The sequence below is a fragment of the Hymenobacter duratus genome, assembly GCF_014698995.1.
In the GTDB taxonomy this organism is placed as follows: domain Bacteria; phylum Bacteroidota; class Bacteroidia; order Cytophagales; family Hymenobacteraceae; genus Hymenobacter; species Hymenobacter duratus.
This window is the reverse complement of the sequence record NZ_JACWZZ010000002.1, coordinates 824,082-849,568: the sequence shown is the minus strand read 5'-3', so window position 1 is coordinate 849,568 and position 25,487 is coordinate 824,082. Positions and strand designations below refer to the sequence as shown.

Annotated in this window: 26 protein-coding genes; 6 read left to right on the top strand and 20 right to left on the bottom strand. The window is 56.1% G+C overall.

All coding sequences use genetic code 11. From position 1 onward, the window contains the following. The first annotated feature begins 179 nt into the window (after positions 1 to 179). The 3 genes from IC231_RS11550 to IC231_RS11545 are packed head-to-tail and all read left to right on the top strand — an operon-like array spanning position 180 to position 2,160. Entirely contained in the window at positions 180 to 1,172 is a 993-nt protein-coding gene (locus IC231_RS11550) for a pectinesterase family protein (RefSeq protein ID WP_190784648.1), read from the top strand. Positions 1,173 to 1,215: 43 nt separating this feature from the next. After that, a complete protein-coding gene (locus IC231_RS20050) occupies positions 1,216 to 1,359 on the top strand; it encodes a hypothetical protein (RefSeq protein WP_211539007.1) in 144 nt (47 codons plus the stop codon). Between the two features lie 15 nt (positions 1,360 to 1,374). Continuing rightward, on the top strand, positions 1,375 to 2,160 hold the full coding sequence (locus IC231_RS11545; RefSeq protein ID WP_211539005.1) for a pectinesterase family protein: 786 nt from the start codon (positions 1,375 to 1,377) through the stop codon (positions 2,158 to 2,160). A 17-nt stretch (positions 2,161 to 2,177) separates the two neighbouring features. Here the strand turns inward: IC231_RS11545 and IC231_RS11540 are convergent, their stop codons facing one another. From IC231_RS11540 to IC231_RS11490, 11 genes are all read right to left on the bottom strand, one after another. After that, a complete protein-coding gene (locus tag IC231_RS11540) occupies positions 2,178 to 3,245 on the bottom strand; it encodes a tetratricopeptide repeat protein (RefSeq protein ID WP_190784647.1) in 1,068 nt (355 codons plus the stop codon). Positions 3,246 to 3,305: 60 nt separating this feature from the next. Next, positions 3,306 to 3,713: a hypothetical protein gene (locus IC231_RS11535; protein ID WP_185887348.1), complete on the bottom strand. Its 408-nt coding sequence runs from the start codon at positions 3,711 to 3,713 to the stop codon at positions 3,306 to 3,308. Positions 3,714 to 3,847: 134 nt separating this feature from the next. Then, positions 3,848 to 4,546 carry a hypothetical protein gene (locus tag IC231_RS11530; protein WP_190784646.1) on the bottom strand — a complete coding sequence of 233 codons (699 nt, stop codon included), beginning with the start codon at positions 4,544 to 4,546 and terminating at the stop codon, positions 3,848 to 3,850. A 189-nt stretch (positions 4,547 to 4,735) separates the two neighbouring features. Beyond that, entirely contained in the window at positions 4,736 to 5,797 is a 1,062-nt protein-coding gene (locus IC231_RS11525; protein ID WP_190784645.1) for a hypothetical protein, read from the bottom strand. Between the two features lie 337 nt (positions 5,798 to 6,134). Then, positions 6,135 to 7,205, bottom strand: a complete 1,071-nt coding sequence (locus IC231_RS11520) for an SDR family oxidoreductase (protein WP_190784644.1) — start codon at positions 7,203 to 7,205, stop codon at positions 6,135 to 6,137. Between the two features lie 78 nt (positions 7,206 to 7,283). After that, positions 7,284 to 7,589, bottom strand: coding sequence for a barstar family protein (locus IC231_RS11515; protein ID WP_190784643.1), 306 nt, complete (start codon positions 7,587 to 7,589; stop codon positions 7,284 to 7,286). 105 nt (positions 7,590 to 7,694) lie between these two features. Continuing rightward, the gene (locus IC231_RS11510) at positions 7,695 to 8,204 is read right to left on the bottom strand and encodes a hypothetical protein (protein WP_190784642.1); all 510 of its coding nucleotides are present in this window, start codon (positions 8,202 to 8,204) and stop codon (positions 7,695 to 7,697) included. A gap of 50 nt (positions 8,205 to 8,254) precedes the next feature. Beyond that, positions 8,255 to 10,066 (bottom strand): ABC transporter ATP-binding protein, encoded by a 1,812-nt coding sequence (locus tag IC231_RS11505; RefSeq protein WP_190784641.1) that lies wholly within the window; start codon positions 10,064 to 10,066, stop codon positions 8,255 to 8,257. Positions 10,067 to 10,139: 73 nt separating this feature from the next. Beyond that, a complete protein-coding gene (locus tag IC231_RS11500) occupies positions 10,140 to 10,691 on the bottom strand; it encodes a hypothetical protein (protein WP_190784640.1) in 552 nt (183 codons plus the stop codon). A 134-nt stretch (positions 10,692 to 10,825) separates the two neighbouring features. Continuing rightward, the gene (locus IC231_RS11495; protein ID WP_190784639.1) at positions 10,826 to 11,113 is read right to left on the bottom strand and encodes a putative quinol monooxygenase; all 288 of its coding nucleotides are present in this window, start codon (positions 11,111 to 11,113) and stop codon (positions 10,826 to 10,828) included. 28 nt (positions 11,114 to 11,141) lie between these two features. After that, positions 11,142 to 12,113 carry a proline iminopeptidase-family hydrolase gene (locus IC231_RS11490; protein ID WP_190784638.1) on the bottom strand — a complete coding sequence of 324 codons (972 nt, stop codon included), beginning with the start codon at positions 12,111 to 12,113 and terminating at the stop codon, positions 11,142 to 11,144. Between the two features lie 141 nt (positions 12,114 to 12,254). On the opposite strand from IC231_RS11490, the gene IC231_RS11485 reads away from it, so the two are divergent. Beyond that, a complete protein-coding gene (locus IC231_RS11485) occupies positions 12,255 to 13,829 on the top strand; it encodes a M28 family metallopeptidase (RefSeq protein WP_190784637.1) in 1,575 nt (524 codons plus the stop codon). 105 nt (positions 13,830 to 13,934) lie between these two features. Here IC231_RS11485 and IC231_RS11480 read toward each other — a convergent pair whose 3' ends face one another. The 3 genes from IC231_RS11480 to IC231_RS11470 form a co-directional block, all read right to left on the bottom strand. Beyond that, complete coding sequence (locus IC231_RS11480; protein ID WP_190784636.1) at positions 13,935 to 14,795, bottom strand: dienelactone hydrolase family protein; 861 nt, start codon at positions 14,793 to 14,795, stop codon at positions 13,935 to 13,937. Between the two features lie 87 nt (positions 14,796 to 14,882). Then, positions 14,883 to 15,251 carry a cupin domain-containing protein gene (locus IC231_RS11475; RefSeq protein WP_185887336.1) on the bottom strand — a complete coding sequence of 123 codons (369 nt, stop codon included), beginning with the start codon at positions 15,249 to 15,251 and terminating at the stop codon, positions 14,883 to 14,885. A gap of 5 nt (positions 15,252 to 15,256) precedes the next feature. After that, positions 15,257 to 15,508 (bottom strand): Kazal-type serine protease inhibitor domain-containing protein, encoded by a 252-nt coding sequence (locus IC231_RS11470; protein WP_190784635.1) that lies wholly within the window; start codon positions 15,506 to 15,508, stop codon positions 15,257 to 15,259. 274 nt (positions 15,509 to 15,782) lie between these two features. Between IC231_RS11470 and IC231_RS20350 the strand changes: the two genes are divergently transcribed. Next, positions 15,783 to 16,217 (top strand): YtxH domain-containing protein, encoded by a 435-nt coding sequence (locus IC231_RS20350; protein WP_185887334.1) that lies wholly within the window; start codon positions 15,783 to 15,785, stop codon positions 16,215 to 16,217. Positions 16,218 to 16,357: 140 nt separating this feature from the next. Further along, positions 16,358 to 16,714, top strand: a complete 357-nt coding sequence (locus IC231_RS11460; protein ID WP_190784634.1) for a YtxH domain-containing protein — start codon at positions 16,358 to 16,360, stop codon at positions 16,712 to 16,714. Between the two features lie 565 nt (positions 16,715 to 17,279). Here IC231_RS11460 and lysS read toward each other — a convergent pair. From lysS to IC231_RS11430, 6 genes are all read right to left on the bottom strand, one after another. After that, entirely contained in the window at positions 17,280 to 18,842 is a 1,563-nt protein-coding gene (lysS, locus tag IC231_RS11455) for a lysine--tRNA ligase (RefSeq protein WP_190784633.1), read from the bottom strand. A gap of 199 nt (positions 18,843 to 19,041) precedes the next feature. Next, the gene (locus IC231_RS11450; RefSeq protein ID WP_211539004.1) at positions 19,042 to 20,088 is read right to left on the bottom strand and encodes a hypothetical protein; all 1,047 of its coding nucleotides are present in this window, start codon (positions 20,086 to 20,088) and stop codon (positions 19,042 to 19,044) included. Between the two features lie 241 nt (positions 20,089 to 20,329). Next, positions 20,330 to 22,477, bottom strand: a complete 2,148-nt coding sequence (locus IC231_RS11445; protein ID WP_190784632.1) for a carboxy terminal-processing peptidase — start codon at positions 22,475 to 22,477, stop codon at positions 20,330 to 20,332. Between the two features lie 319 nt (positions 22,478 to 22,796). Continuing rightward, a complete protein-coding gene (locus IC231_RS20345; RefSeq protein ID WP_211539002.1) occupies positions 22,797 to 23,627 on the bottom strand; it encodes a hypothetical protein in 831 nt (276 codons plus the stop codon). Positions 23,628 to 23,803: 176 nt separating this feature from the next. After that, entirely contained in the window at positions 23,804 to 24,178 is a 375-nt protein-coding gene (locus IC231_RS11435) for a hypothetical protein (RefSeq protein ID WP_185890061.1), read from the bottom strand. Between the two features lie 115 nt (positions 24,179 to 24,293). Next, entirely contained in the window at positions 24,294 to 25,484 is a 1,191-nt protein-coding gene (locus IC231_RS11430) for a proline dehydrogenase family protein (protein ID WP_190784631.1), read from the bottom strand. Between the last annotated feature and the right edge of the window lie 3 nt (positions 25,485 to 25,487).

Here is a 25,487-nt window from a genome sequence, read left to right as displayed (position 1 = left end):
GGTTGGTCGGGCTTTTTTGTGTGGTCCTGGGCAAAAGGTTTCTGGGCGTCAGGTGCTTTCGGCATGTGGCAACGTTCCCGGCAACGTTTGCGCGGAAATAGCGCGGAATTGGTGCTGATAAGCGGCGGGTTTACGGTATCATGCCCGTTGTTAACCCTCGCCACCCCACCTGTTTTTGCATGAAATTGTACCCCGCCAAGGCCTTCTGCGGTCTGTTAGCGTTGGTTTTGCTGACCCTGTGCTGGCTCACGCCGGGCCGGGCAGTTGGTGCCCCGCCATCCTACGATTTTGTGGTGGCGCAGGACGGCAGCGGGCAGTTCCGGACGGTGCAGGAAGCCTTCAACGCCGTGCCTGATTTCCGGAAGAAAGTCACGACCATCTTCATCAAAAAGGGTGTGTACAAGGAGAAGCTGCTACTGGCCGGCTCCAAGCATTTCGTGAAAATAGTGGGCGAGGACCGCGAAAAAACCATCCTCACCTACGACGACTACAACCAGAAGAAAAACATCTTCGGCGAAGACAAAGGCACGTCCGGCTCGGCCAGCTGCTACATCTACGGCCCCGATTTCACGGCTGAAAACCTGACATTCCAGAATTCGTCGGGGCCGGTGGGGCAGGCGGTAGCCCTATGGGTAGCCGGCGACAAGGCGCGGTTCAAAAACTGCCGCTTCCTGGGTTTTCAGGACACGCTATATACCTACGGCTACGGCAGCCGCCAGTATTACCAGGACTGCTACATCGAGGGTACCGTGGATTTCATCTTCGGCAGCAGCACGGCGTGGTTTGAGAGCTGCACCATTTTCTGCAAAACCAGCGGCTTCGTGACGGCCGCTTCCACGCCCGACAGCACCCGCTACGGCTACGTGTTCAACCGGTGCAGAATCACCGGCGACGCGCCGGCTGGCAGCTTCTACCTTGGCCGGCCCTGGCGGCCATACGCCAAAACGGTTTTCCTGAGCTGCGAGCTGGGCACGCAGATCAAACCCGAAGGCTGGGACCATTGGGAAAAGGAAAGCAACAAGCAAACCGCCCGCTACGCCGAGTACCAGAGCCGCGGCCCCGGTGCGGCGCCCGCTAAGCGGGTGGCGTGGGCCAAGCAGCTCACCGAAGCAGAAGCCAGGCAGTATACCCTGCCCAACGTCCTGCGCGGCTGGGACCCGACCAAAGAATAACCTCCACTATTCAACGCCAACAAGCAGTTTGCCCCGCTTACCTATGAAATCCACCGTACTCAGCCTGCTGCTTTTCCTGTTCGTCTTTGCCGTGCATGCCCGGCCGGCCGCCGAAATAGTGGTAGCGCAAGACGGGAGCGGGCAGTTCCGGACGGTGCAGGAGGCCATTGATGCCGTGCCCAATTAGTCGCCGACCCGCACCGTGATTCGTATTCGGAAGGGCGTGTATAAGGAAAAGCTGGTGGTGCCGGTGCTGAAGGTGCATATCTCGCTCATCGGCGACGACCGGGACCAGACCATTCTCACTTTCGACGACCACAGCGGCAAAGGCGCCATCAACACCTACACCTCGCACTCAGTCCTGATTCAGGGCGCCGACTTCACGGCCGAGAATCTGACGTTCCAGAATACGGCCGGCCGCACGGCCGGGCAAGCTGTGGCCCTACACGTAGAAGCCGACCGGTGCACCTTCCGCAACTGCCGTATCCTCGGCGACCAGGACACGCTGTTTTTGGCTACTGCCCACAGCCGTCAGTATTTCCAGAATTGCCACATCGAAGGCACCACCGACTTCATCTTCGGGGCCAGCACGGCCATCTTCGACCATTGCACCATCGTCAGCAAGAAGAACTCCCATATCACGGCGGCTTCCACGCCGCAGGAGCAACCCTACGGCTTCGTGTTTCTGGATTGTCGGCTGGAAGCTGATGCCACGCTGGCCACTAATGTGTCGCTGGGGCGGCCGTATGGCAGCGCGGTGTATGTGCGCACCTACATGGGCCCGCACATCCGGCCCGAAGGCTGGGACAACTGGAAAAACCCTGAAAACGAAAAAACCGCCCGCTACGCCGAATACCGTTCCACCGGCCCTGGCGCAGCCCTGGATAAGCGGGTGGAATGGGCCCGGCAACTCACCGGCAAAGAAGCAAAGCAGTATACGCCCAAGCGCATCTTCGCTAGTCAGCAACCTTGGAACCCGGGCAAATAGCGTCGCTCAACACGGGCTTATTCTGGTTTAGCCAACTCCTGCTCGAAAGCAGCTACTAGCGGCCCCAGCGTTGCGCGATTGGCCTCAGCCCGCTGGTCTTTCAGGAGGGCCCGGAATTGCTCGGGTGTGGCATGGGCCGCCAGATATTCCAACAGGGCACCACCCACGGCGTACAGCTGTCCTTCGTCGGCTTCTTCAGGGTGCTCCCAGAGGCGCCACACATCGGCGCGGCCCTGCGCGAACTGCTGGGCGCGTTGCATGCGGTTGGTGCTGGTCTGGTCCAGGTATACCGCAATGCCCTCGTTAATCAGCTTAGCCCGCTGGACTGGCTGCAGGCTGTGCTGCACCAGCACGTGCGCCAGCTCGTGGCCCCGGGTCTGGCCCTGGCGAGCATTCAGCAGCATGGCTTCCGGCACGGCAAATCCCAGCTCCCGCTGCAACAGCGGCTTAGCATCGGCCTTATTGTTCCAGACGTAGAAGTCGATTTTCTTGGAAAGTGAAGCTGGGAATTTCTGGCTGATGGCCTGATACGCCTGCTCCCGCTCGGCGGCGTACTGCGCCAGGTCCGTCACCTGCTCCGGCGACTGGAAGTGCAGCCGCAGATGCGCCGTTTCCACCACTTTCCAGCCCGCATAAAACGGTAGCAGTTGGTAGCCCTGCAGTCGGCGCTGGGCATATTTGGTGGCGTTTTGGGTGTTGTTGATGGCCACGCACTCCTCCAAGGCCACTTGCGCTTTGCCTGGCTGGTCGGTGAAGTAGTAGGAAGTGCCCAAATAGCCCAGGCTCCACACTTTCACGCCATCGGTGCCAGCGGGGGCCTGGAGGCTCTTTTCCAAGTGCGGAATTGCCTCTGAGAAACGGTTCTGGTCGGCATAGGCCCGGCCCACGAACAAGTGCAGGATGGGCTGCTGGTCGTTTTTGCGCAATGATGCTTCGCCCTGCGCGATAAGCTGGTCCAGCTGGCCGCTCACGTAGAGCTTGCCAGCTTCTTCCGGCGTCTGGGCGTGGGTGCTGGCAATACTGCTGACCAACGCTAACATGGTGCTGTATGCCCGAAATCGGGAGATACTAGATTGAATAGGCATACTGGTATAGACAGCTGATCTTAGAATGTATAGAATGATGAAAGTAATTATGAGGACGGTCTATTCTTGGTCCTGCAGCCAGATCTGAGCCGATTCCAAGCTATCAAACATGTGCATGTGAAGCAAGCCACCAATGCGGAGCTGCAGATTCTCGATGGAAAGTTGGCCGAAAATATCGGGGGAAAGCACTTGGGCGAAAGAGCGCAGCCCGGCTCCCATAATGAGGGGAGTCCAGACCTGTTCAATCCAGTCGTTGGCGTCGGTGAAGGTGCCAATCAGGTCCCGGTGGTCGTTGAGCAGTTTCGAGCAGGGTTCTTCGCGGAGCATGTCGACGTAGGTCAGGCCGCCGTCTATCACGGTGCTCAGCGTCTGGCGACCGTACCAGCGGGCATGAATCCAGCCGGCCGGCCGGTTGCGCTCCACGGTAAGGTACACGCTACCGTCGCCGCGCTTTAGTGAGGTGGTCATATAGCCAGGGGAAGGATTTGATGAATAGACAAGTACACAGCTGCAAATATGGGGAACAGCCATAAAAGCGACGAGGCAAGTCCCCTATAGGCCTGCCTCGTAGTTTTTGGTCAGCAAAAAACTGGCCTCCTGTGTCAGGCGGCTTCTTCTGGTGTTACATCGGGTTGCGTGGCGGCCTGGTACGTGTCGGCGTATTTGAAATCATCGAGCCAATAGGCCGAACTGACTACCTCGAACACAACAGACGTAGCCGTTTTCTGCGAAGGTGTCAGCTGCCAGATGATGTTGGGCGCTTCCGGGAAACTGGTGCCGTCGAGCTGCTCGTGAAACAGGCGTTTGAGCAGCGTGTTATCAGGCATGCCCTGGGCCAGCAGCCGCAGAAGCGGCGCTTCCGGAGCGGTATCAAACAGGGCCAGGGCTTCGGGATTTTCAGCCGTGAGCTTCACCTGAAACTGCACCGCTTCGGCCCTGGGAAACTTGCCATTGTAGGCGGTATAAAGCAGTTGGGTGGCTTTAAAAAAGCCTTCGTGCTGGTCTAGCTCCGGGTTTTCTTCCCACAGTTTTTCGGTCAGCATCTGGTGGGCCAGGTTTTCGATCTGGCCGCTGCTGAGTTGGTCTTCAAACAGGTATTCCAGCACCAGTTGGGCCGCTTCGGTCGGCTCCAGGTCGGTGAGGGCCATCTGGGCCATGGCAGTCAGCTCGTCGGCCGCAATTTCGTCGGGGTTGTCGTAGCCAGTTTTGCGCAGAATGGCTTTGTAGTCAGCGGGCTGCCAGGAATTGGGTAGTTCAGTAAGCGTATCGAATGTGAGGCGTTCTACAGTGAAGTTGTGCATGGAAGCAAATGCCGGGTACAGAGTTCCGCCGCGGGGCGAAGCGCGGAAAAATCCCGCGCCTGTTGTGTTTACGGCTCCCACTCAGATTCAACCACTACCGCCTGCTCCGCCCGCCACTTTTTCTTGCCGATGGCAACACGAATGTGGTATGCTAGGGCCTGAGAGGAACAGACGGTACTCGGCGTAAGCTTACTTGCGGCCTTTTTTTCGGACGTAAAGTAGGATAGATTGATTGGACGGACCGTATTTGTCGTTGATCAGAAAATATCCTCCACGGTGCGCCGCTAGTCCTTCCCAGTTGTACGTCATGTATTCTCTGGGCAACTCAAACAGCGGCTTCCAACGCAGCGCGTGGCGTTTGTAGCGTAGGCTGATGAGCCGGCAGTAGTTCTGGTAGCTGGAATCCTGCCGAATAAGGCGGGTAGCTGGGTCGATAAGCGCGGGGCGGTACACGCTGTCATCGGGGCCGTTGTAGAAGTAATTGATGGCGGTGAAGCGGTTTTTGCCCTCCCGTACCAAATCCGTTACGCGGAAAGGCACCGGGGGGAGCGGCACGTGGCGCAAAGTAGTAGCAGTGGCTGCCGCGCCAGGCAATGCCAGGGCATAGTTGCCTTGCGGGAAGTAGTTGTATTCAAAGAGTAGCAACAGGTTCTGGCCGTGGCTTTCCAGCCCCTCGAAACCGGCATTGTAGATGTGCGTGCCGTTGGGAAGAGTCGGTTTTGCCAGGGGCAGTAGGTACCCGCTATCCAGCGTGATGATAGCCTGGGCATCATCTAGGCGCCCTCTCACCAGGTAGCAATATGCCGAAGCGGTAGCCGTTTCGATGGAAAAGTACAGCATACCGTCCAGCATAGTCAGGCCTTCCAGTCCTTCGTAAATAGTGCCCGCGCTGTCGAGCTTGGTTCTCACCGCATCCAGCCCTCGGATGGTGTATTTTTTATAGGCCAGTTCCTTCGAGCGGCCGGCTAGCTGGCGGTCCAGGCTGGCGAGGTCCAGGCCATATACTTTCGGCTCGGCGCGCTCCTGCAGGCGGCTCTCCGACAGCAGGAGCAGCTGATGGTGGTGGATATAAAGCCCGGAAAACTGATTGTTACGGTCCGCAATTTCCTGTGGCAGACTAATGGGCTGGAGGGCAAGCGGAGCGTTTTGGGCACTAGCCAGGACGGCGTGTAGCGCCAGAACAAGGGGCAGCAGGCAGTTGAAACGCCGCGCCCCCGTAAGTCTTATGGTAAGGAAAGCGAAATGAAGCACGTGGTGCAGTTGATGGGCTGAACAGGTTCAGGAGCCCGGAAAGGTAGCTATCCTTCGGCTAGACTGCCAGATAGGAGAAGAGTCTTTATGCGCTCCAGTACACAAACCAACCACTTGCTGATGATGCCCGGATTACCAATTCTGGAGGAAAAGAGACTTTCAAGCCCGCCGAAACCAGATAACAGCGCCTGTGGTAAGCTGACTCATGCGAAACCAAAAGAACAAGCCGCTAAACTGTGGCTAGCCAAGCGCGAAATCAAGCCAAAACGGCTTCAGCGAGTCGTAGCCAAGCTGCTAAGATTCACTGAGGCCGCTGTAATAGGCTGTGTCGGCTTTTCTAGGGAATCAGCCGGTCAGTGCGCAGCTGCTCAAACAGGTCGAAGAAGGAGTCCTCGGTGGACTGGTAGGCCAGGAAACCGCGCTTACGGCTGTTGGTCATGTCGGTCATTACTTCGATGGGGCGGCCCAGGTCCAGGTCGGTGTGCCACGGCGAGGCAAGGCGACTGAGGTCGGCTTCCTGCAGCTGATGGCGCCCGGCAATTTCGCGCCACACGGCACCGTCATTAGCCAGCTCGGCCTCCAGCGGATGCACGGTGCCATCGAAGCCCACGGCTTCTACGCCAAACCACGCGGCCAGGCGCGGCCACAGCCAGCTCCAGCGAAATATGTCGCCGTTTACAATGTTGAAGGCCTCGTTGCGGGCAGTTTCGGCAGTAGCGGCCCAGCGCAACTGCTGGGCAATGATGCGGGCGTCCGTTACGTCGGAGAGGCCGTTCCATTGGGCTTCGGAGCCAGGCCAGCGGAAGGGCCGGCCGGTTTCCTTGCAGATGCTGGCGTACACGGCCAGCGTGGTGCCCAGGTTCATGAGGTTGCCCACGGCCTTCCCAATGATGGTGTGCGGCCGGTGGATGCTCCACGTAAACCCGTCGCGGGCCGCAGCGGCATACACCTCATCTTCCTGGGCGTAGTAGAAGTTGTCGAGGGGGAGGCGGGGCTGCTCCTCGCGCAACGGAGTAGGCGGAGCCACGCCGCCGCTTACATAGGCCTCAAATGGCCCCAGGTAGTGCTTGAGGCCCGTTACCAGCGCCACATGCTGCACCGAGTGTTGGGGCGCCAGCGCATCCAGCAGGTTGCGTACCATCAGGCTATTCACACGGATGTTTTCGGCCTCGGTATCCTGCCGCATCCAGCTGGTGATGAATATGTGGGTAGGCGCGAGGTCAGCCAGCGCAGTTTGCAGGCTGGCGGGGTCGAGCAGGTCGGTAGCGACGGGGTGCAGGCCGGGTACGTCGTCGGGGCGGGGAGTGCGGGCCAAGCCGTAGGTGGTCCAGTTGTGGGCCAGTAGCTCGCGGGCCAGGTTGCTGCCGATGATGCCGCTGGCACCTACCACAAGGGCAATATTGCTCATATGCTGGGGTTCGAAAGTTCAGAAATACCGCTTCTAGTACGGCACAAGCTGTTACAACAGCCGAACACCCGGATTGTCTTACTTCGTGTTTGGGCTTGAGGCCAACACAATGCGCTTGGGCGCCATTTCCTCCGCGTAATCCTCGATTACCTGCCGCAGAATCTCCATGTCGCGGGGGCAATGCTTGGCAAACTCCTGCCAGTTGGTCAGCGTCAGCAGCGGTGGCATTTCCACTATAGCTATGATAGAATCCCAGAAGGCGTCCCAACTCGGTCCGTACCACTCTTCAAAGCCCAGCTTTTCCTTGAACAGCTGGTGAATAGCGGCCTTGCTGGTAATACCGGTGAGGTCGAGGGTCATAGTGTTGTAGTCTGAATTGACCATGCAAACGTGCTATAACAATTTACAGAAAGGCTATTCAAGCATATTATTCATTCAGCTACGAGCATTGCCTCTACACCCAGTTTGACCTTTTCGTTGCTGATGCTATTATTTCGGCCAAGTTAATTCATACCAGTCGTTGGGACCGTTCACTGCTAACTCAAAATCAGAATGTAGCTTAAGAATTTTTACTTGTTCGAAAGCATAATCGCCTACTTCCTGCAGAAGTGGAGTTAGTATATTCCAGCATTTTCCATCTGACTCATATTCCCAATTGAGTTCTATCCCTACATGCTGAGTCTCTACGAAATCAGCAAGCTCAAAAACAGCTGGATTATCGTTTCTGCTTTCCACAGGAGCATACAATTTGGCTTTTTCATAATCTCCTTTTTCTATATAGCTATCATAATGCTTTTGTATTAACTGATTATAATGATTGGCTAGTTGATCTGAATGAGTCTTGCTGTCGAAGTTAATAGAGCTGGTACCTTCGTTAGGGTCAGTCCATATGCTCATGGTGTAGACTTCATAGTCTCTGTATTCAACTCTCATTCGTTGAATTGCTATAGTTACCATAGCTTTCATTTCAGCTATGTAGTGTGACTTATCGAAAGGCATCTGAAACTGCAGTTAGGTGACCAGTAATAATAAGACATAAGCTTATATGGTTACGCCGCCGTGTCGCCCACCTCGTCCTCGTCGTCTACCATCACACGGGCCAGCTTCTCGATGTTGAGGCTGCGGGCCGAGGCGTCGAAGATTTCGCGGTAGGTGCCGCGCAGGTCGTAGAGGTGCTCGTGGGTGCCGCTTTCCACCATGCGGCCCTGTTTCATCACGTAGATACAGTCAGAATCGACGATTTGGGCGAGGCTATGCGAGATAATGACTACCGTGCGGCCCTGCTTGATGGCATCGAGCGAGTTCTTGATCTGCTCGGTGGCAATGGCATCGAGGGAGGCGGTGGGCTCGTCGAGGAAGATGATGGGCGGATTCTTCAGGAACAGCCGCGCAATGGCAATACGCTGCTGCTGCCCGCCGGAAAGCTGCTGGGCATCGGAATCGTACCCTTTCGGTAGCTCCAGTATCTGCTCGTGCAGATAGGCCTGCTTGGCGGCAGCCTTTATCTGGTCAAGGGTAGCGTCCATCACGCCGTAGCGGATATTTTCCTCAATGGTGCCCTTGAAAATGTGGTTTTTCTGCAGCACCAGCCCGATTTGCTGGCGTAGGGCGTGGGTGTCGTAGTCGGCCAGGGGCTTGCCATCGAGCAGCATTTTGCCGTGGTCGGGGGCGTAGAACTTGCAGAGCAGGTTGATGATGGTGCTCTTGCCGGCCCCGCTTAGGCCCACCAGCGCCGTGGTTTTGCCGGCCTCAATGGTCAGGCAGACGTCGTGCAGGGCCTGGGTGCCGCTGGGGTAGGTGAAGTCGACGTTGCAGATATCGAAGGTGCCGCGCAGGTGGTCGGGCTGCAGCGTTCCGGTGGGCTCCACGGCATCGTGGGCATCCAGAATATCGAAGAAGCCTTCGGAGTAGGTGAGGGCGTCGTTCATCTCGTCGTAGATGCGGTGCAGCTGCCGGATGGGCGCCGACACGTTGTTGAAGAGCAGAATATGGAACATGATGGCCCCAATGCTGATCTGCCTATCGAGCACCAGATAAGCCGTCAGGATGATGATGAGCACCACGCCAATCTGCTCGGTGAAGGTTTTGAGGCCGTCGTAGAGGAAGTTGGTTTTGCGCGTCTGGAGCTGGGCGGCCTGTAAGTTCTGCTGCACCTGCGCCTGCTTCTGCTCCTCGTAGTCTTCGCGCACGAAGCTCTTGATGACCACCGCCGAGTCAATCAGGTTTACGAGGCCTTGGCTGCGGGCTTCGCGCAGGCCGCGCAGGGCCCGGCGGGTGCCGTTCAGCTTATCAGCCTGTCGGTAGCTGAGCCAGAAGTACACCGGCAGCACCGCCACCGCCACCAGCCCCACATACACGTTGGCCATGAACATTATCACCAGAGCCACAATGGAGTTGGCGAACAGCGGCAGAATGTCGATAAAGAAGTTCTGCACCAGCTTCATCAGGCTTTCCACGCCCCGGTCGATGCGGGTCTGAAGCTTGCCGGTCTGGTTGCCGCTGTCGGAGTAGAAGCCCAGCTCGTAGCTGAGCACTTTGTGCACCGCATCCTGAATCAGGGTGCTGGACACGTTGATGCGGATTTTCTCGCCGTAGAACTTCTGTCCGAACTGAATGCCGGTGTTGATGACTTCCTTGCCCAGCAGCAGCCCCGTAACGACCAGCAGCAAATCCATGCCCTGCGCCAGGCCCAGGTTCTGGTTGAGCAGGCCCTGCACCGTATCCACAGTGTAGCGCAGCACAAACGGATTGACCTGCGCCGCCAGCGAGCCCACCAGCGTGAGCAGCAGCGTGGCCAGCACCAGCCCCCGGTAGGGCAGCACGTACGGGTACAGGCGCTTGATAATTTCCCAAAGACTCATGCGTAATCGGCTAAGTAAGCAGTAGCCGGTTAGACGAGTGAGGCGAGGGTGGGGTTATGGGGCGGAGGAAGAGCTAAAAGAAGCTCATGATTTTAGGCTTGTAATAATTGAGGCTGGCGTTGCTGATATAAATTGATTTGGCCCTGCCGCTACTGTCAGTGGCGTAGATAGTGAAAGTGCCATTGAGCTCCTGTTTCTGTTTGCCCAGGCGTATACCGGGCTCCGTCGTGCATTGAGCCCGGTAGATTCCGGGCGAATACGAGCGGATACTAAACCGGCCGTTCTTAATAGGCAATACTCCGGCGTCAATTATTCTGTTATTCGGGCTAGAAATGCTGTAACGTATTGAGTCAAGACTGTTATACACGTTTCTTTCTTCCGTGTGAAAATCAATGTCGAGCAAATAATTGCGTGAGCAATTAACTTCTGTCATGATAATCGGAGTCGGTAACCAGAGGACTTCCTTGAGCAGATTTATCTCAATAAATCCCACGTAAGGAATTGAGGTGGTATCGGTTTTCAACTTGCGCCACATCCACGATTTTCGTTTGCTGACGGCAACGCAGTTTGTCAGCAACAAGCAGAGTGAAATGAACGAGAATAAAGTGATAATCCGCTTTTTCACGGCTTGCTAAAGATGGTTTCTGGACGCGTTTAAGAATTATCCTGCTGAGCTTGCCGAAGCATATCCACCACTTCTTTGAAGTGGTAACTCAATGAGGCGGTAGAGATGATTCGGCAAGCTCAGTATGACGTTTTCTACCCCACCACCGCATAGTGGTTCATCTCCTGAATACTCGTGTAAAACGGTTTCACCAGTTGGAAAAAGGCTCCAAACTCGGCGCTCTTGCGGAAGCCGTTCAGGTGCCGCTCTACGGACGTCCACTCGATGCGCCAGATAAACAGCGTCGGGTCTTCCTCGCAGTGGCTGAGCTGGTAGCTGAGGCAGTCGGGGGCGGCGGCCAGCAGCTGGTTGGCCTGGCGGATGGCCTCGATAAAAGCCGGCTGCCCGGCGGCAATGCGGTAGCGGATGTACTCGACGGTCATAGCAGAGTGAGTAAGATGGAAACTGAAGTTACCCTTTCCGCTCTGTTTTCCGCAGGAACTTAATCAGGGCCGGGAAGTAGTGCTGCGGGTCGTCCCACATGGCGTAGTGCGAGCCTTCGGGGCAGATGTACTTCTGGCAGTTCGGAATGTACCGCTGCATGTAGTCGATGTCGGCCGGCGGAATGAAGTCGTACTTCGCGCCGATAACCAGCGTGGGCGGCTTGATGGTGGCCAGCCGGTCGGAAAAGTCCCAGGCGAGCATAAAAGGCATGAAAATACCCGCGTAAGTGCGCGTAACGTGCGCCTGACTGCGTGTGAATATGGCCGGCTCCTGCGGCAGGCGCATCATGTGCAGGCTGCGGAACTCCTTCGTGACGGCCGGCGTGATATACGGCACCAGGCTTATCAGGCCCATTGTATCGAGGCCGGCAATGACTTTGCCCTCCTTGGCCGCGTTGCGCCTGATAATAGCGGCGTACTGGCTGAAACGATGCTTGTTGAACACCGTGGCCTTGTAGCCGATATCAGACGTAATGAGGCCCTTGAGGTGCTGCGGGTACTTGGCCGCGTATTCCAGCGCCAGCATACCGCCCCAGGAGTGGCCCAGCAGATAAAACTGCTCCAGCCCCAGGCCCTGCCGCACCTGCTCCACTTCCTCCACGAAGCGCGCTATCGTCCAGACGCTTTTGTCGTCGGTTTTGTCGGAATGGTAGGAGTTGAGCTGGTCGTAGTAGTAGATTTCTACGCCTTCTTTAGCCAGATACTGCGGGAAATTCTCGAAGTACTCGTGGGTGTTGCCGGGGCCGCCGTGCAGCACCAGCAGCTTGATTTTGCCGACGCCTACCTTCTGGGTCCAGACCTTATACTTGCCATCAATGGGTATCATTTTCACGCCCGGCGCCTGCAGTTTGGCAGTGTAGCTGCTGTCGGGAGCGGGCATCTGGGCGCTGGCCAGCACCGGCAGAAATAGGAGTAGCGCTAAAATTTGGAGGAGTTTCACGGAGAGAAGCAGAGGATAAAGAATGGGGGAAATAAAGAGTGAGCCACTTTTGGGGCGGAAGATATTCCTCTTCCGCGCAACGCACCTCATTTTCCCGGTACTTTAGTTTTCGAGGCTTCTTTACCCAACTCAACCTACGCAATGAATACACTTCGATTCCTGGCGCTGGCCGGCTCGTTCGCCGTTATGGCTCCCGCCTTGGCCCAGCAAGGCACGAAAGCCGATCCGGCCATGCTGGCCAAAATCAAAGATGAAGGCCTAAACCGCTCCAAGGTGATGGAAACGGCCTTCTATCTCACCGACGTCTGCGGTCCGCGCCTAGCCGGCTCCGATGGCCTGACCCGTGCCAACGAATGGACTAAAAAGCAACTCACCGACTGGGGCCTTGTGAAGGCTAACGTGGAGCCCTGGGGCACCTTCGGCCGTGGCTGGGACATCGAGAAGTCGTATGTGGCCATGACGGCGCCTTACTACCACACTATGATTGGCGCGCCCAAGGCCTGGACGCCCGGCACCAACGGCGCGCTCAAAAAGCAGGTAGTCGTGGTGAAAGCGGCTACCGAAGCCGATTTGGCCAAATATCAGGGCCAACTGCGCGACAAAATTGTGCTCTTCGAGGTGGCAAATCCGCCTAAACCTTCCTTCGAGCCGGATGCCCGCCGCCACACCGAGGAGGAGCTGAAAAAGATGGCGGACTTCAAGCCGGAGGCACCAGCCGCTACTCCGGCAAACACGGATATGGAGGAGCGGATGAAAACCCGCCGCGCGCAGGCTGCCCTGCGCACCAAGCTCGCCGACATGGTACAAGCCGAAGGTGCGGCGGCCATTCTGAGCACCCGAGGCGGCTCCGATGGCACGTTTTTCACCAGCAACGGCGCCCCTTACGCCGCCGATGCCAAGCCTGTACTGCCTGAGCTGGAAATGGCTCCCGAAGACCAGCTGCGCCTTATCCGCCTCGCCGAAGCCGGGATTCCCGTTGAAATTGAGCTGGAAACCCGCACCCGCTTCCAGACCCAGGACCTGAAAGGCTACAACGTGGTAGCCGAAATTCCGGGGACCGATAAGAAGCTGAAAAGCGAAGTGGTGATGCTGGGCGGCCACCTCGACTCCTGGCACGCTGCCACCGGTGCCACCGACAACGCCGCCGGCTGCGCCATCATGATGGAGGCCGTGCGCATCCTGAAAGCCACTGGCGTGCAGCCGCGCCGCACCATCCGGATTGCGCTGTGGGGTGAGGAGGAGCAGGGTCTGTTCGGGTCCCGCAACTACGTCAAGAACCACTTCGCCGACCCCGCCACCATGAAGCTGCTGCCGGAACACGAGAAGCTGGCCGCCTACTTCAACCTAGATAACGGTGCTGGCAAAATCCGGGGCATCTATGCGCAGGGCAACGAAGCTGCCGCGCCTATTTTCCAGGACTGGCTCAAGCCTTTCGCCGACCTGGGTGCTACTACCGTCACGCTGCGCAATACCGGCGGCACCGACCACCTCTCGTTTGATGCCGTGGGCCTGCCCGGTTTCCAGTTCATTCAGGATCCGCTCGACTATGGCACCCGCACCCACCACACCAACATGGACACCTATGAGCGGCTCCCCGCCGACGACCTCAAGCAAGCATCCGTGCTGGTAGCCTCGTTTGTGTACCAGGCCGCCATGCGCGACCAGAAACTGCCCCGCAAGCCGCTGCCCGCCGCCAAGCCGGACACTCGGATGTAGGCTCGATACTTAGTACAAGCCAAAGCGGCCCCGCCAGTTCTGGTGGGGCCGCTTTGGCTTGTATTCTACCTGAAGAAAGATAGTCCTAACACGGCGGAAAAGGCGTTAGCTCAGCTTATCCTTGAAGAGCTTCAGAGTACGGCCCCAGGCCAAGTCGGCAGCCTCAGCATTGTAGCGGGCAGGGGAGGAGTCGTTGTTGAAGGCGTGGTTTACGCCTTCATACACGTACTGCTCATACTTCACGCCGGCCGCTTTCAGGGCTGCTTCGTACGCGTCTTTACCGGCATTCACCCGCTCATCTAGGCTGGCATAATGCAGCATCAGATGCGCCTTGATTTTGGACAGATCTGCGTCTTTGGGCTGAGTGCCGTAGTAGGCGACAGCCGCATTGAGCTTCGGATCGTTCAGGGCGAGTTGGTTGGCCAGTGCACCGCCCCAGCAGAAGCCCACGCAGCCGGTTTTGCCGTTGCTTTCCGGATGCTGGCGCAGGTAGGCGAGGGCCGAGAGGTAGTTGCGCAGGTTTTGTTGCGCATCAAGCTTCCCAATCAGGGCCCGGCCTTCGTCTTCGTTGGCGGGCGTGCCACCCAGCGGCGAAAGTGCATCAACGCCCAGCGCCAAATACCCGGCTTTGGCCACGCGACGCGTCACATCCTTGATGTGGGGAGTCAGGCCCCGGTTTTCGTGGATGACCACCACAGCCCCACGTTTCTTTTTTGACTTAGGGTGTGCGAGGTAACCCCTCATTTGCACTCCGTCGGCCCCGTTCCAGGTCACGTCCTCTAGCAGCAAATCGTCGTCTTGGCCGCTTACGGTGGCCGCCTGGGCGTAGCCCGGCTCCAGCACCGCCAGCGCTGACATAGCCAGCGCGGTACCGCCGGCGAGCTTCACCAGCCGCTCAATAAACTCCTTGCGGGTAAGCGGAGCATGGGTGTACTCGTCGAACAGATTGATAATGCGCTGATCCATGTTGGGTTGAGTGATGAACGGAACAAGATAAGCAGGATGCTGAAAGCAGCAACCACGGCATAGCACTACAGGGTATGGGCCGGCACTCTATTCCTCGCGGTGCACAGTATCCATCGAGAAGGCCGGCACGCAGATAGACCAGTATTCGCACTCCTCTTCAAACGGATTGGAGTAGCGCACCCGCGCGCCGCCTTTAATCAGCAACGATTCGCCGGCACGTAGTTCTACCACGTCACCATCTATTTCAAACCGTTTGCGGCCCCGCACCACGATGGTCACTTCGTCGAATTCCGGATTCTGGTGTGGTTCGCTCCACTGTGGCGGAGCTACCATATGCGCTACACTGTACTGTCCGGTACGGGTGCTAGCCAGCCCAATGTGTTCTTCAATTAGCTTGCCATCGGTAGTGGGAACCCGGAAAGGATTTTGCTGGCGGAAATAGCGTTTTTCAGACATTGGATTTAGCGGGGAGAAGTGGGAGTAGAACTGCCGGGGCAGGCGCCGGGCGTAAAGCTGAGCACGCCAGCGTTGGTGGCTGTGCAAGCGTTGCCATACGTTACGTTGTTGCAGCCGCACACAGGGTCATACTGCATAGTGCACATAGCATCTTTGCGGATTTTGGCCGGGTCGATGCAGGTGGCACTATCAGTGGTGGGCGGTATCGCTCGGTTGCAGGCAACGGCCAGCAGGAGTAGAGGAAGGAGCTTTATCATAGCAGCACAACTGGAAGGAGGAGGGCGTGAAAGTAGAAGTTCAGGAGCATATACGAGGCTGCTGTCAGGAGTAGCGGCCCTTGGTCCTGCCAGTATAGCGCAGAATATATCTTTTTTGAGCCGGACCAAAACCCGCGTCGCCGCACCGCGTATTAGGCATCAGAATGGCATAAGTACAGTAGGGCTTCGGCCTTGCGTTTGCGGCCTGCTGTATTGTAGCGGCCGTTTGCCACCCACCTGCAATTCATTCATCACCTTTCTCTCCCTCTACATCATGTCGTATCACGAAGAAGACAACTCCGGAAAAATTCTCCTCGCTGCTTTGGCTGGCGCTGGCGCTGGCATTATCGCCGGCCTGCTGATGGCTCCGGACAAAGGCAAAGCTACCCGTGACAAGATTGGCAGCGCTGCCACCAAATACAGCGGCCAGCTAGGTGAGCAGCTGTCGAAGTACGGTGAAGAGCTGGATTCTAAGTTCAAAGGCTACGTTGAGAAGCTGGAAGATATGGGCCTGACCGGAACGGGCAGCAGCCTGAAACTGAAAGGCGACTGGAATGCCTCGAAAGGCAAGCTGAAGCAGCAATACGCGCAGCTCACTGATGAAGACCTGGACTACACGGAAGGCAAAGGCGATGAGCTGGTTGGCCGTCTTCAGAACAAGCTGGGCAAAGCCAAAAGTGAAGTAGTAAAGATGCTGAACGACCTGTAGGTCATTCGCTCCCTAAAAAAAGCGTCGGTCTTCTTAGGAAGGCCGACGCTTTTTTTTAACCAATGCGCCGTTCAGACGTTATATCATTCCAAGCCGATATACTGGCGTTACATCTTTTCACTTCCACTATTCATTGCGGTATGCAAGACACGAAAGGCAAAGTAATTCTGTCACTCTTGGCTGGCGCTACTGCTGGCATTGTTGCCGGGCTGCTGCTGGCTCCCGAAACCGGTGATGAAACTCGCTCCGGGCTCAAAAAATCAGCCTCTAAGTTCGGCGGCGACTTGAATAAGCTCCTGAAAGACGGTTTAGACCGATTCAGCAGTGCCAAAGCTACCGGCCCCACGGCCGACCGTCAGCAAGCAGACCGCTCTGCCGCCGATAGCCTGCTCAATTCTATTGGGCAGCCGAGTGCTAGCCCCGACGAGGCAGACTCAGACTATGATGGCATCGGCAGCGACGGGCGCCATTTCCCTGGCTATACCAGCCATAGCTAATAAAAAAAGTGCCTCTGCTGAAACCCTGATTCGAATAGGGCGTTAAAGAAGATATAACCGACTTGAAAGAAAATCGGAGAAGTTCTTAGAAGTAAAATTGCCGACGACTGAGCTTCTACTGGAGCTATTCAAACCCTCTGGTAGTAAAATCTAGTACGTCCATCGCAAGTTTCTTCCATCAACCCCGGTTGGAAGGGTAAGTCAGTTATATTAAAAGGAAAGCCTCCCGCGCTATATTTTGCGGGAGGCTTTCTGATTTTTGTCCGGCCAGTTTAGCTCAGCAGAAAATTCTTTCAGTCAGCCTGAAACCCCATAGGCAAACTTCCGTTCAAGAATATATAACCGGCTTACAAAGAGTTGGATATGCATCTGTCGTAAAATTGCCAGCTGTAGAGCTTCTGTCAGAGAATGGGTTAACAAGACCTGACAGTAAAATCATACAGGCACTGTGTAAGCTTCTTCAGAACCGCTATTCAACAGAAAACGTAGTCAGTTTTTAAAAGAAAGCCTCCCGCTCTTTACTGCGGGAGGCTTTCTGATTTTTAGCAGGTTGTGGTGCTATTGCTTATGCACCAGCTTCAGGCTTCGGCGCATTTTCTGACTTCGTGTTTTCCGGCTTCATCTGCGGGAAAAACAACACATCCTGAATAGAAGCGGAGTTAGTCATAATCATGCTCAGCCGGTCGATGCCGATTCCTAGTCCGGCCGTAGGCGGCATGCCGTACTCCAGAGCCCGCAGGAAATCCTCGTCCAGTACCATAGCTTCCGTGTCGCCGCGCTTTCCCAACTCCAACTGGTCTTCGAAGCGCTGGCGCTGGTCGATGGGGTCATTGAGCTCGGAGAAGGCATTGCAGATTTCCTTGCCGTTGCAGATTGCCTCGAACCGCTCTACCAAGCCTGGCTTGCTGCGGTGCTTCTTGGCCAGCGGCGACATTTCCACCGGGTAATCGGTGATGAACGTGGGCTGAATCAGCTTGGGCTCTACATGCTCCCCAAAGATCTCGTCAATAATTTTGGCTTTGCCCATGCTCGGGTCGAGGCCTACTTTCAGCTCCTTGGCGGCAGCGCGCAGTTCATCTTCGCTCTTGCCATCGATGTTGAAGCCCGTGAAGTGCTCAATCGATTCGGCCATGGTGAAGCGCTTCCAGGGGCGCTGAAAGTTGATGAGGTTTTCCCCCACCTGCACTTCGGTTTTGCCGTGCAGAGCCAAGGCCACGCGCTCCACCATTTCCTCCACCAGATCCATCATCCAGTAGTAGTCTTTGTAGGCGACATACAGCTCCATCTGCGTGAATTCCGGGTTGTGAAACCGGCTCATGCCCTCGTTGCGGAAGTCCTTGCTGAACTCGTACACCCCATCGAAGCCGCCCACAATCAGGCGCTTCAGGTACAGCTCGTTGGCAATGCGCAGATACAGCGTCATGTCCAGCGTGTTGTGGTGGGTTTTGAACGGCCGGGCCGCCGCGCCACCGTACAAGGGCTGCAGAATCGGGGTTTCCACCTCCAGATAGCCTTTGTCGTTGAGGTAGTTGCGCATGGCTTGCACCAGCTGGGTGCGCTTAATAAAGGCCTCCCGCACGTGCGGGTTCACCACTAGGTCCACGTAACGCTGGCGGTAGCGCTGCTCGGGGTCCGTGAAGGCATCGTACGTAACTTTCTCGCCGGTGGCTTCGTCGGTGCGCTCTTTCACAACGGGCAGCGGGCGCAGGCTCTTGCTCAGCACCGTCAGGCCGGTTACATGGATGGATGTTTCACCTACCATGGTTTTGAACACATGGCCCTTTACGCCGATAAAGTCGCCGAGGTCGAGCAGCTTCTTGAATACGGTGTTGTATAGCTCCTTGTCTTCGCCAGGACAGATTTCGTCGCGGTTGATGTAGAGCTGAATGCGGCCCGAAGCGTCCTGCAGCTCCGCAAACGACGCTTTGCCCTTCACCCGAATCGACATCAGGCGGCCTGCCAGACTTACATCCTGAAAGTTGTTCAGCTCAGCATGATAGTTATCGTGGATTTCCTGCGCGTAGAAGTTCACGTCAAACAGCTCGGACGGATATGGCTCAATGCCGAGCTTCTGAAGCTCTTCCAGCTTCTGGCGGCGTATGATTTCCTGTTCGCTGAGGTGCTGCATGGGGAGAGTCTTAAAAACATGGCCCACATGGGGCCGAAAAAGTCAAGCCACAAAAGTAGTGCGGCCCGGACACTTATTCGCATAAACCCGCAAAGAGTCGGATAGTTGGCGGCCGGTGCAAGCAAAAAGAGCCGCCCCAGCAGGGCGGCTCTTACGTGTATATGAAGTAGGATCTAACAGTAATCAGTAACTAAGGATATCAGGCCGCAATACCCATCTGCGGCATCGGCGCTTCACCGGTGATGGTCGGCTGCACCCGGGTGCGCAGGCGGTCTTCCACGAAACTGTGCTGCAAGTGCTTCGGCAACTCGGCCACCAGTTGCTGGTAGCGCTCCAGGCCCATGGCCTTGGCCACGTAGGTTTCGTGGATGCCATTGAGGTAGCTCACGATATTGAGCAGCGACTGATGAAAGAGCTTGAAGTCGATTTCAGCCTCAATGAAACGCTCAATCTCACGGCTGGTCTGCGAGATGCGCAGGCGGCCCAGCAGATCGAAGATGGTGGTGTAGCCGAGGCGCCACGTAATCTGCTGCCAGTGCGAAGCCGTCCATTTGTCCAGTACTTTGCCGGTCTTCTGGCTGCGTAGTGCTGTGTTTGGGTTCGCCTGAATCTGCTGGCGGGTAACCGTAGCTTTCAGCTTGCGCGTAGTGCGCAGGAACTGCCCAATCTGAGCCTGGGCGTCGATTTCCTTGCCCGCAATGTGCAAGCCAGCTTTGTAACCCGCCAGCGGCAGCCGGTGAATGCTGAAGTCGCCGTAGGCACCCGCCGCGTAAAACGCAACAGGGCGTGGGTACGCATTGCGCACTACCAGGCGGCCCACCTCCCGGCGAACCAGCGAAGGATTGTTGCCGCGCACGCCGGCCGTGTACAGGAATGCCTGCAACCCGGCCATAATGTTGTGATAGGCCTGCGGGAAAGTCCAGTGCAGCGCGTTGCGTAGGTAATCTTCGTCGCCTAGCTCAGCGGTAGAGCGTAGTGCATACTCCGTGCTCCAGCAAGCATGCAGCAGCTTCGTAACGGCCGTCAGATCCGTATCAGTCAACTCTGCCTGATGCGCGCGGAAGAAGGGGAGGTGCTGCAGGCCACCGGCTGCGTCATCACCTTCCTGGATGTGGTAGTTGATGGCAAAGAAATAGTTGAGAAACACCTGCGCCGGAATAGACTTGCGCCAGGTCTCATCAGCTAGCTTCTGCTGCTCGTCCGTAACGAGCGGAATAATCGGGGTTTCCATGTCTTGCGTCGTCATATCAGTTCAACGCCCTAAAGTAGTGATTAGTTCTGTATTTGCTAAAAATATTGGTATGATATTATTGTATTATAACCATTGATTGTCAGTGATTTATGAATGTAAATCAATAATTTGAGTAGTTGAAAGTATGGCCTATTTGCTAAAGGAAAATAATGTTCGCAGAATGCTAGCAGTGGGCGCAAAAAAAGCGCCTGCAGCATAGGCTGCAGGCGCTTTCATGGTACTCTTTATGGATGGCTTACATCTGGTCTTTTACTACCGACACAGCCTCACGAAGTGTGATATCCTTGTTCAGAGTTTTGGTGAAGCGTGAAGCACGGTTCACTTCTACCGTATCGGTGCCCAGTGCCTTCAGGTCGATGCTTAGAGGAGCAATAGCCAAAGGTTGAGCTGATTTCTGCACGGCTTCGTATTTGTCCGACTCGGCTTTGTTCTGTTCCTGCTCGGTACGGTAAGCAGTCAGCTTCAACGATACCTTCGTTTCATCTTTGCGCTTGCGCATACGCTGCGCTAGTTCATTCACGAGACGGAAGCTAGGGCTGGCAGCAACACGAGCTTGGCTAGCAGTGCGCAGCTTATCGAAGGAAGGTGCCTGCGCCCACGAGCGGTAACGAGCCGGGCTGATTTCGTCCCACTTCAGTGCGTACTCCTGCTCTTTCTCGCCCTGGTCGAGGTAGCTGTATGCGTCTGGCAGGATGATGTCCGGAACTACGCCTTTGAACTGGGTCGAACCGCCATTGATACGGTAGAATTTCTGGGTTGTGAGCTTGAGCGAGCCGAAAGGCTTGATGCTGTTGAACTCAGCCGGCAGGGCGTCGTCGAGGTCGAAGATGCGCTGCACCGTGCCTTTGCCATACGTGCTGGCAGCACCCATCACCACGCCGCGCTTGTAGTCCTGGATAGCGGCGGCCAGAATCTCGGAAGCCGAGGCGCTGTACTTGTTCACAAGCACCACCAGCGGGCCGCTATACTGCACGCGTGGGTCACGGTCGTTGAGGACGCTGGCGGCGCCCTGGCTGCCTTTCACCTGCACTACTGGGCCGCTATCGATGAACAGCCCGGCCATTTCTACGGCGTCCTGTAACGAGCCACCACCATTGAAGCGAAGGTCAAGCACTACGCCCTGTACGTTCTCCTGCTTGAGTTTCTCAAGCTCTTTCTTCACGTCTTCCGCTGAGCTGCGGCCACCGTTGTCGTTGAAGTCAGCATAGAAAGTAGGCAGCTTGATGTAGCCGATTTTCTTACCTGCCTCATTGATAGTAGCTGACTGGGCGAAGGTCTCTTTAATCACCACTACGTCGCGGATGATAGGGATAATCTTCGTGCTGTTGTCAGGCTTGCGCACTGTCAGGCGCACTTCCGTGCCCTTTTTGCCACGAATCAGGGTGATGGCCTTATCCAGGCGCCAACCTTCCACCGACACGGGTTCCTCAGCAGCCTGCGCTACGCGCAGGATAATGTCGCCGGCCTTCAATCCACCTTGGCGGTAGGAAGCTGAGCCTGGCACAATGTCCGCTACCTTGATATTGCCGTCTTTCTCCTGCAGCGTGGCTCCAATACCTTCGAAACGGCCTGTCATAGCTATATCAAAGCTCTCTTTGTCGCGGGGCGCAAAGTACTCCGTATGGGGGTCGTAGGTGTTGGCAATAGTATTGGCATACATAGCCAGCCGGTCATTGGCATCGTTCTGCAGCAGATCGTTGAACTGGTCGTCGAAGTACTTCAGTACCCGCTTGCGGGCTTCTATCTCCATTTCGGCGGGAGTGCGCGTCGGCTCAGAAGTAGTGGTGGGCGAAGGCGTGACGGAAGTTGAAGCCAACGGCTTGTCCTTCTTCTTGGCCTGTGCGTCCATCATCTCCGAAATCCGCACCAAGGTCTGATACTTCAGAAATTTGCGCCATTCCTCACGCTGTGCCGTCTTGTCAGCGGCATACACCATCTTGTCCGGTTCGGTTTCAAACGATTCTTCCGTAGTGAAATCAAACGGCTTGGCCAGAATATCACGGTACAGCACCTGCACGTCCTTGATGCGCTGGTCGAGCACCACGTTCGTCTGGTCCATGAACTCATGGGTGCCGCGCTTCACCTGATCATCAATATCAGTCTGAAACTTACGCAGCTGAGCAACGTCTGAGGCCAGCAGAAACTTCTTGTTCGAATCTACACGCTTCAGGTAGAGGTCGAAAACACGTTTGGAGAACGTATCGTCGAGTTTTTCAGGCTGGTAGTGGGCGGCGGTAAGGCCCTGGAGCATCGCTTGGATCAGGACTGCATCTTTTTCAGGCGTGCGCGAATCACCGCGTTGGTAGAGCTTATAAGATGCCAGCACGAATACGGCCAGCACCACCGCGGCATACAAACCTATCTTGATTCTGGGGAAAGACATGGAAAGTCGGGTGAAATGGAGGAAAATCAAATGTACACAAAAGCCATACTGAACCCGTACGGCGGGGCAGAAGCCCTGGTTCTGCTATAAAACCCCGAATGGCCCCAATTAAGTGCCATACTGCTGAGCAAGACCTCTGGCAGAAAGGCACTAATCCGGCAGACGGAGTTGCATGGGTTTCTGCTATAATATCCTGCTAAAAACCGGGCCAGATTTGCACGTGGGCCACGAGTTTCCTCTAGCGGTAGAGGATCAGACCAGTAGACAAAAAAAGCCCTTCCCGATTAGGGAAGGGCTTTTTTACTTAATCACCTCAAATTTAATAGCGACGTACTTTGTCGCCATTGTTGCGGCGGAATTCCTCTTCGAAATACTGGGCATCTTCTGCGTTACGGGGTTTAACGCCCATTACGATACCACCATTCTTTACGTCGTTTTCATACTCAACAGCATGCTCCTCAGGGATGCCCGAGCCTACCAGCGCGCCTACCAGGCCGCCCGTGAGGCCACCGGCACCAGCACCAGCCAGCGCAGCTGCCAGCGGACCGGCAATGATCAGACCCAAGCCTGGAAGTGCAACCGAAGTACCGATGGCGGCAATAGCACCAATAACGGCACCTGCTGTGCCACCAATGGCCGAACCTACGCCAGCACCTTCCATGGCCTTGTCGCCCAGGTCAGTGTCAACCGTGTTTTCGCCGAAATGCTTCTTGCGGGTTTCGTCCGACATCAGCAGATTCACGTCATCCTTAGAATAACCACGCGACGACAGCGACGTGTAGGCTTTCTCAGCGCTGTCACGGTCACGGAACATACCGGTTGTGTAGCTGCTGCCTGAGCCGTAAGTCGTGTTGCTGCCTGTTACGGCGCGGGCTGCGTCACCGGCAGCGTTCTGAACAGCATCAACGCCGGAGCCTACCACTGCACCAGCAGTACCGGCTGCAGCAGCGCCTTTCTGAGTAGCGCTGTAGTCGTGATGGGGATTATTGTCGTTGCCAATGCCGGAGTTGCCGGTGCTGGAGTTACCCATATTGCCGCTGGAAGTAGAGCCGCTGCCCGTGCCATAGCCGGAACCGGCAGAACCAGTACCATAGTTTGCACCTGAGCCAGTACCTGAATTCAGCGGGTTGTTCGATTCGTTCGTGTTCATGAGTGGGAGAGTTAATTTGTAAAAAAAGAAAGGGAATCCGGCACAGGAGTAGGAGGAGTTGTGCCCGGATTCTGGAGTACTAAACGCGGCCTGTTGTGTGGGGTTACACAAAAAATTCGGGCCAGCTTAATACTTGTCTTCCGCTATTTCTTACTGTTCAGCTCTATTCCACCAGTCTATTTTTGCCCAAACTGTTCGAAATTACGCTCGTCCTGCCAGAATGCGCGGCATTCCCGACGCATATTTTTCAGGAAGTCTTCTTGTTGTTTGAGGGTGCGCCATTCTCCTAAGCCAAGCCGCTCGCACAGCTTATAAAAGTTGTCGCCTTGCCCTTTGGAGCCTTCCACTTTCACTAGGCAGCTAATGATAGGGCGGCCGGCAGCAAATTCTTGTTCAGAAATTTCTGCCAGCAACTCATTGAGCCGGCTTTTTTCGTGAGAAATTTCCAGATTAAGCCCTAGCTCAGCTTCCTGCACCAGGTTCAGGTAGCTGACGGTACCTACCTGGTGGCGGGCAAAGCGGATCAAATGGCTGCGAATTCGGCCGAACATGTTGGGTGGTGTGGGTTAAAGGAGCGGAAAATAGGAAAAAAAAAGTCCGCTGCTCCACAATTCGTGAAGCAGCGGACCTGACTACCCAAAACCGTACCAACCGGACAGAATTATACTAGCGGTTCTGGCGACGACGTATCTCCTTCTGAATGAGCAAAAACTCCCGGCTGCTCTGGCCGGCAATGGCAGTGTTTTCGTCGGCCCGGCGCAGCAAATAGGGCATCACTGCATCAACAGGACCGTAGGGTACATATTTGGCCGTGTTGTAGCCGGCATGGGCCAGATTATAGCTCAGGTTGTCGCTCATGCCATACAGTTGCGCAAACCAGATGCGAGAGTCGCCGGGCTGCAGATCGTACTCCTGCATGAGCTCGGTCAGGAGGCGGGAGCTGGCCTCATTATGCGTACCGGCACAAATACTGATGCGCTCTACGTGGCTCACGCAATAGCGCAGGGCTTCATCATACAGGTCGTCGGTGGCCTGCTTGCTGGGGTTGATAGGGTTGGGGTAGCCGCGCTGGGCTGCTACGCGCGCTTCCTTCTCCATATAAGCACCCCGCACGAGCTTGCCGCCCAGGAAATACCCGTCCTTTTTTGCATCGGCATACGCTTCCTTGATAGCCTCAAGCCGGTCCTGGCGGTAAAGCTGGTACGTATTCCAAACGATGGCCGACTCGCGGTTGTACTTGCGCATCATCTCGTAGGCCAGGTTGTCGATGGTTTCCTGAAACCAGCTTTCCTCGGCATCTACAAACACCCGCACGCCATACTGGTGAGCACGCTGGCAGATGGCATCGACCCGGGCATGCGCCCGCTCGTAGCTGGTCTGCTCAGCAGCAGTCAGGGGTTTGCCCGCCTGCACCTTCTCCAGTAGCGCACTGTCGGCCAGCCCGGTTACTTTAAACACCGAAAACGGAATGTGCGTGGAGCGGTGAGCCAGATCAATGGTGGCCAGAATTTCGTCGCAGGTGTGGTCGAAGCTTTTGTCGCTGCCTTCGCCTTCCACCGAATAATCCAGAATGGTGCCTATCTGGTAGCGGCCCAGCTCTCCAATGACCGGAATGCACTCCTGGATGGTTTCGCCCCCACAGAACTGATTGAAAATTGATTTCTTAATCAGAAACTTAGTGCCGGGTAGCTGCCACTTCAGGGCGGTTTTCATGAGGCCCCCACCGGTTTTTACCAGCACGTTGTTGTTCATAGCAGCAAACAACGCATACATCTTCCGCAACTCGGCGTCGGATTTAGAAGCGAAGGCTACAGCCGTATCGTCGAAGGAGATGGGCGGAGCTTGGGTTGTGGGCATCAG

Excerpts from the sequence above, each read along its gene's own strand:
- IC231_RS11550 (WP_190784648.1), top strand. The coding sequence starts at position 180 with ATGAAATTGTACCCCGCCAAGGCCTTCTGCGGTCTGTTAGCGTTGGTT.
- IC231_RS20050 (WP_211539007.1), top strand. The coding sequence starts at position 1,216 with ATGAAATCCACCGTACTCAGCCTGCTGCTTTTCCTGTTCGTCTTTGCC.
- IC231_RS11540 (WP_190784647.1), bottom strand. The coding sequence starts at position 3,245 with ATGCCTATTCAATCTAGTATCTCCCGATTTCGGGCATACAGCACCATG.
- IC231_RS11535 (WP_185887348.1), bottom strand. The coding sequence starts at position 3,713 with ATGACCACCTCACTAAAGCGCGGCGACGGTAGCGTGTACCTTACCGTG.
- IC231_RS11530 (WP_190784646.1), bottom strand. The coding sequence starts at position 4,546 with ATGCACAACTTCACTGTAGAACGCCTCACATTCGATACGCTTACTGAA.
- IC231_RS11520 (WP_190784644.1), bottom strand. The coding sequence starts at position 7,205 with ATGAGCAATATTGCCCTTGTGGTAGGTGCCAGCGGCATCATCGGCAGC.
- IC231_RS11515 (WP_190784643.1), bottom strand. The coding sequence starts at position 7,589 with ATGGTCAATTCAGACTACAACACTATGACCCTCGACCTCACCGGTATT.
- IC231_RS11510 (WP_190784642.1), bottom strand. The coding sequence starts at position 8,204 with ATGCCTTTCGATAAGTCACACTACATAGCTGAAATGAAAGCTATGGTA.
- IC231_RS11505 (WP_190784641.1), bottom strand. The coding sequence starts at position 10,066 with ATGAGTCTTTGGGAAATTATCAAGCGCCTGTACCCGTACGTGCTGCCC.
- IC231_RS11495 (WP_190784639.1), bottom strand. The coding sequence starts at position 11,113 with ATGACCGTCGAGTACATCCGCTACCGCATTGCCGCCGGGCAGCCGGCT.
- IC231_RS11485 (WP_190784637.1), top strand. The coding sequence starts at position 12,255 with ATGAATACACTTCGATTCCTGGCGCTGGCCGGCTCGTTCGCCGTTATG.
- IC231_RS11480 (WP_190784636.1), bottom strand. The coding sequence starts at position 14,795 with ATGGATCAGCGCATTATCAATCTGTTCGACGAGTACACCCATGCTCCG.
- IC231_RS11475 (WP_185887336.1), bottom strand. The coding sequence starts at position 15,251 with ATGTCTGAAAAACGCTATTTCCGCCAGCAAAATCCTTTCCGGGTTCCC.
- IC231_RS11470 (WP_190784635.1), bottom strand. The coding sequence starts at position 15,508 with ATGATAAAGCTCCTTCCTCTACTCCTGCTGGCCGTTGCCTGCAACCGA.
- IC231_RS20350 (WP_185887334.1), top strand. The coding sequence starts at position 15,783 with ATGTCGTATCACGAAGAAGACAACTCCGGAAAAATTCTCCTCGCTGCT.
- IC231_RS11460 (WP_190784634.1), top strand. The coding sequence starts at position 16,358 with ATGCAAGACACGAAAGGCAAAGTAATTCTGTCACTCTTGGCTGGCGCT.
- lysS (WP_190784633.1), bottom strand. The coding sequence starts at position 18,842 with ATGCAGCACCTCAGCGAACAGGAAATCATACGCCGCCAGAAGCTGGAA.
- IC231_RS11450 (WP_211539004.1), bottom strand. The coding sequence starts at position 20,088 with ATGACGACGCAAGACATGGAAACCCCGATTATTCCGCTCGTTACGGAC.
- IC231_RS11445 (WP_190784632.1), bottom strand. The coding sequence starts at position 22,477 with ATGTCTTTCCCCAGAATCAAGATAGGTTTGTATGCCGCGGTGGTGCTG.
- IC231_RS20345 (WP_211539002.1), bottom strand. The coding sequence starts at position 23,627 with ATGAACACGAACGAATCGAACAACCCGCTGAATTCAGGTACTGGCTCA.
- IC231_RS11435 (WP_185890061.1), bottom strand. The coding sequence starts at position 24,178 with ATGTTCGGCCGAATTCGCAGCCATTTGATCCGCTTTGCCCGCCACCAG.
- IC231_RS11430 (WP_190784631.1), bottom strand. The coding sequence starts at position 25,484 with ATGCCCACAACCCAAGCTCCGCCCATCTCCTTCGACGATACGGCTGTA.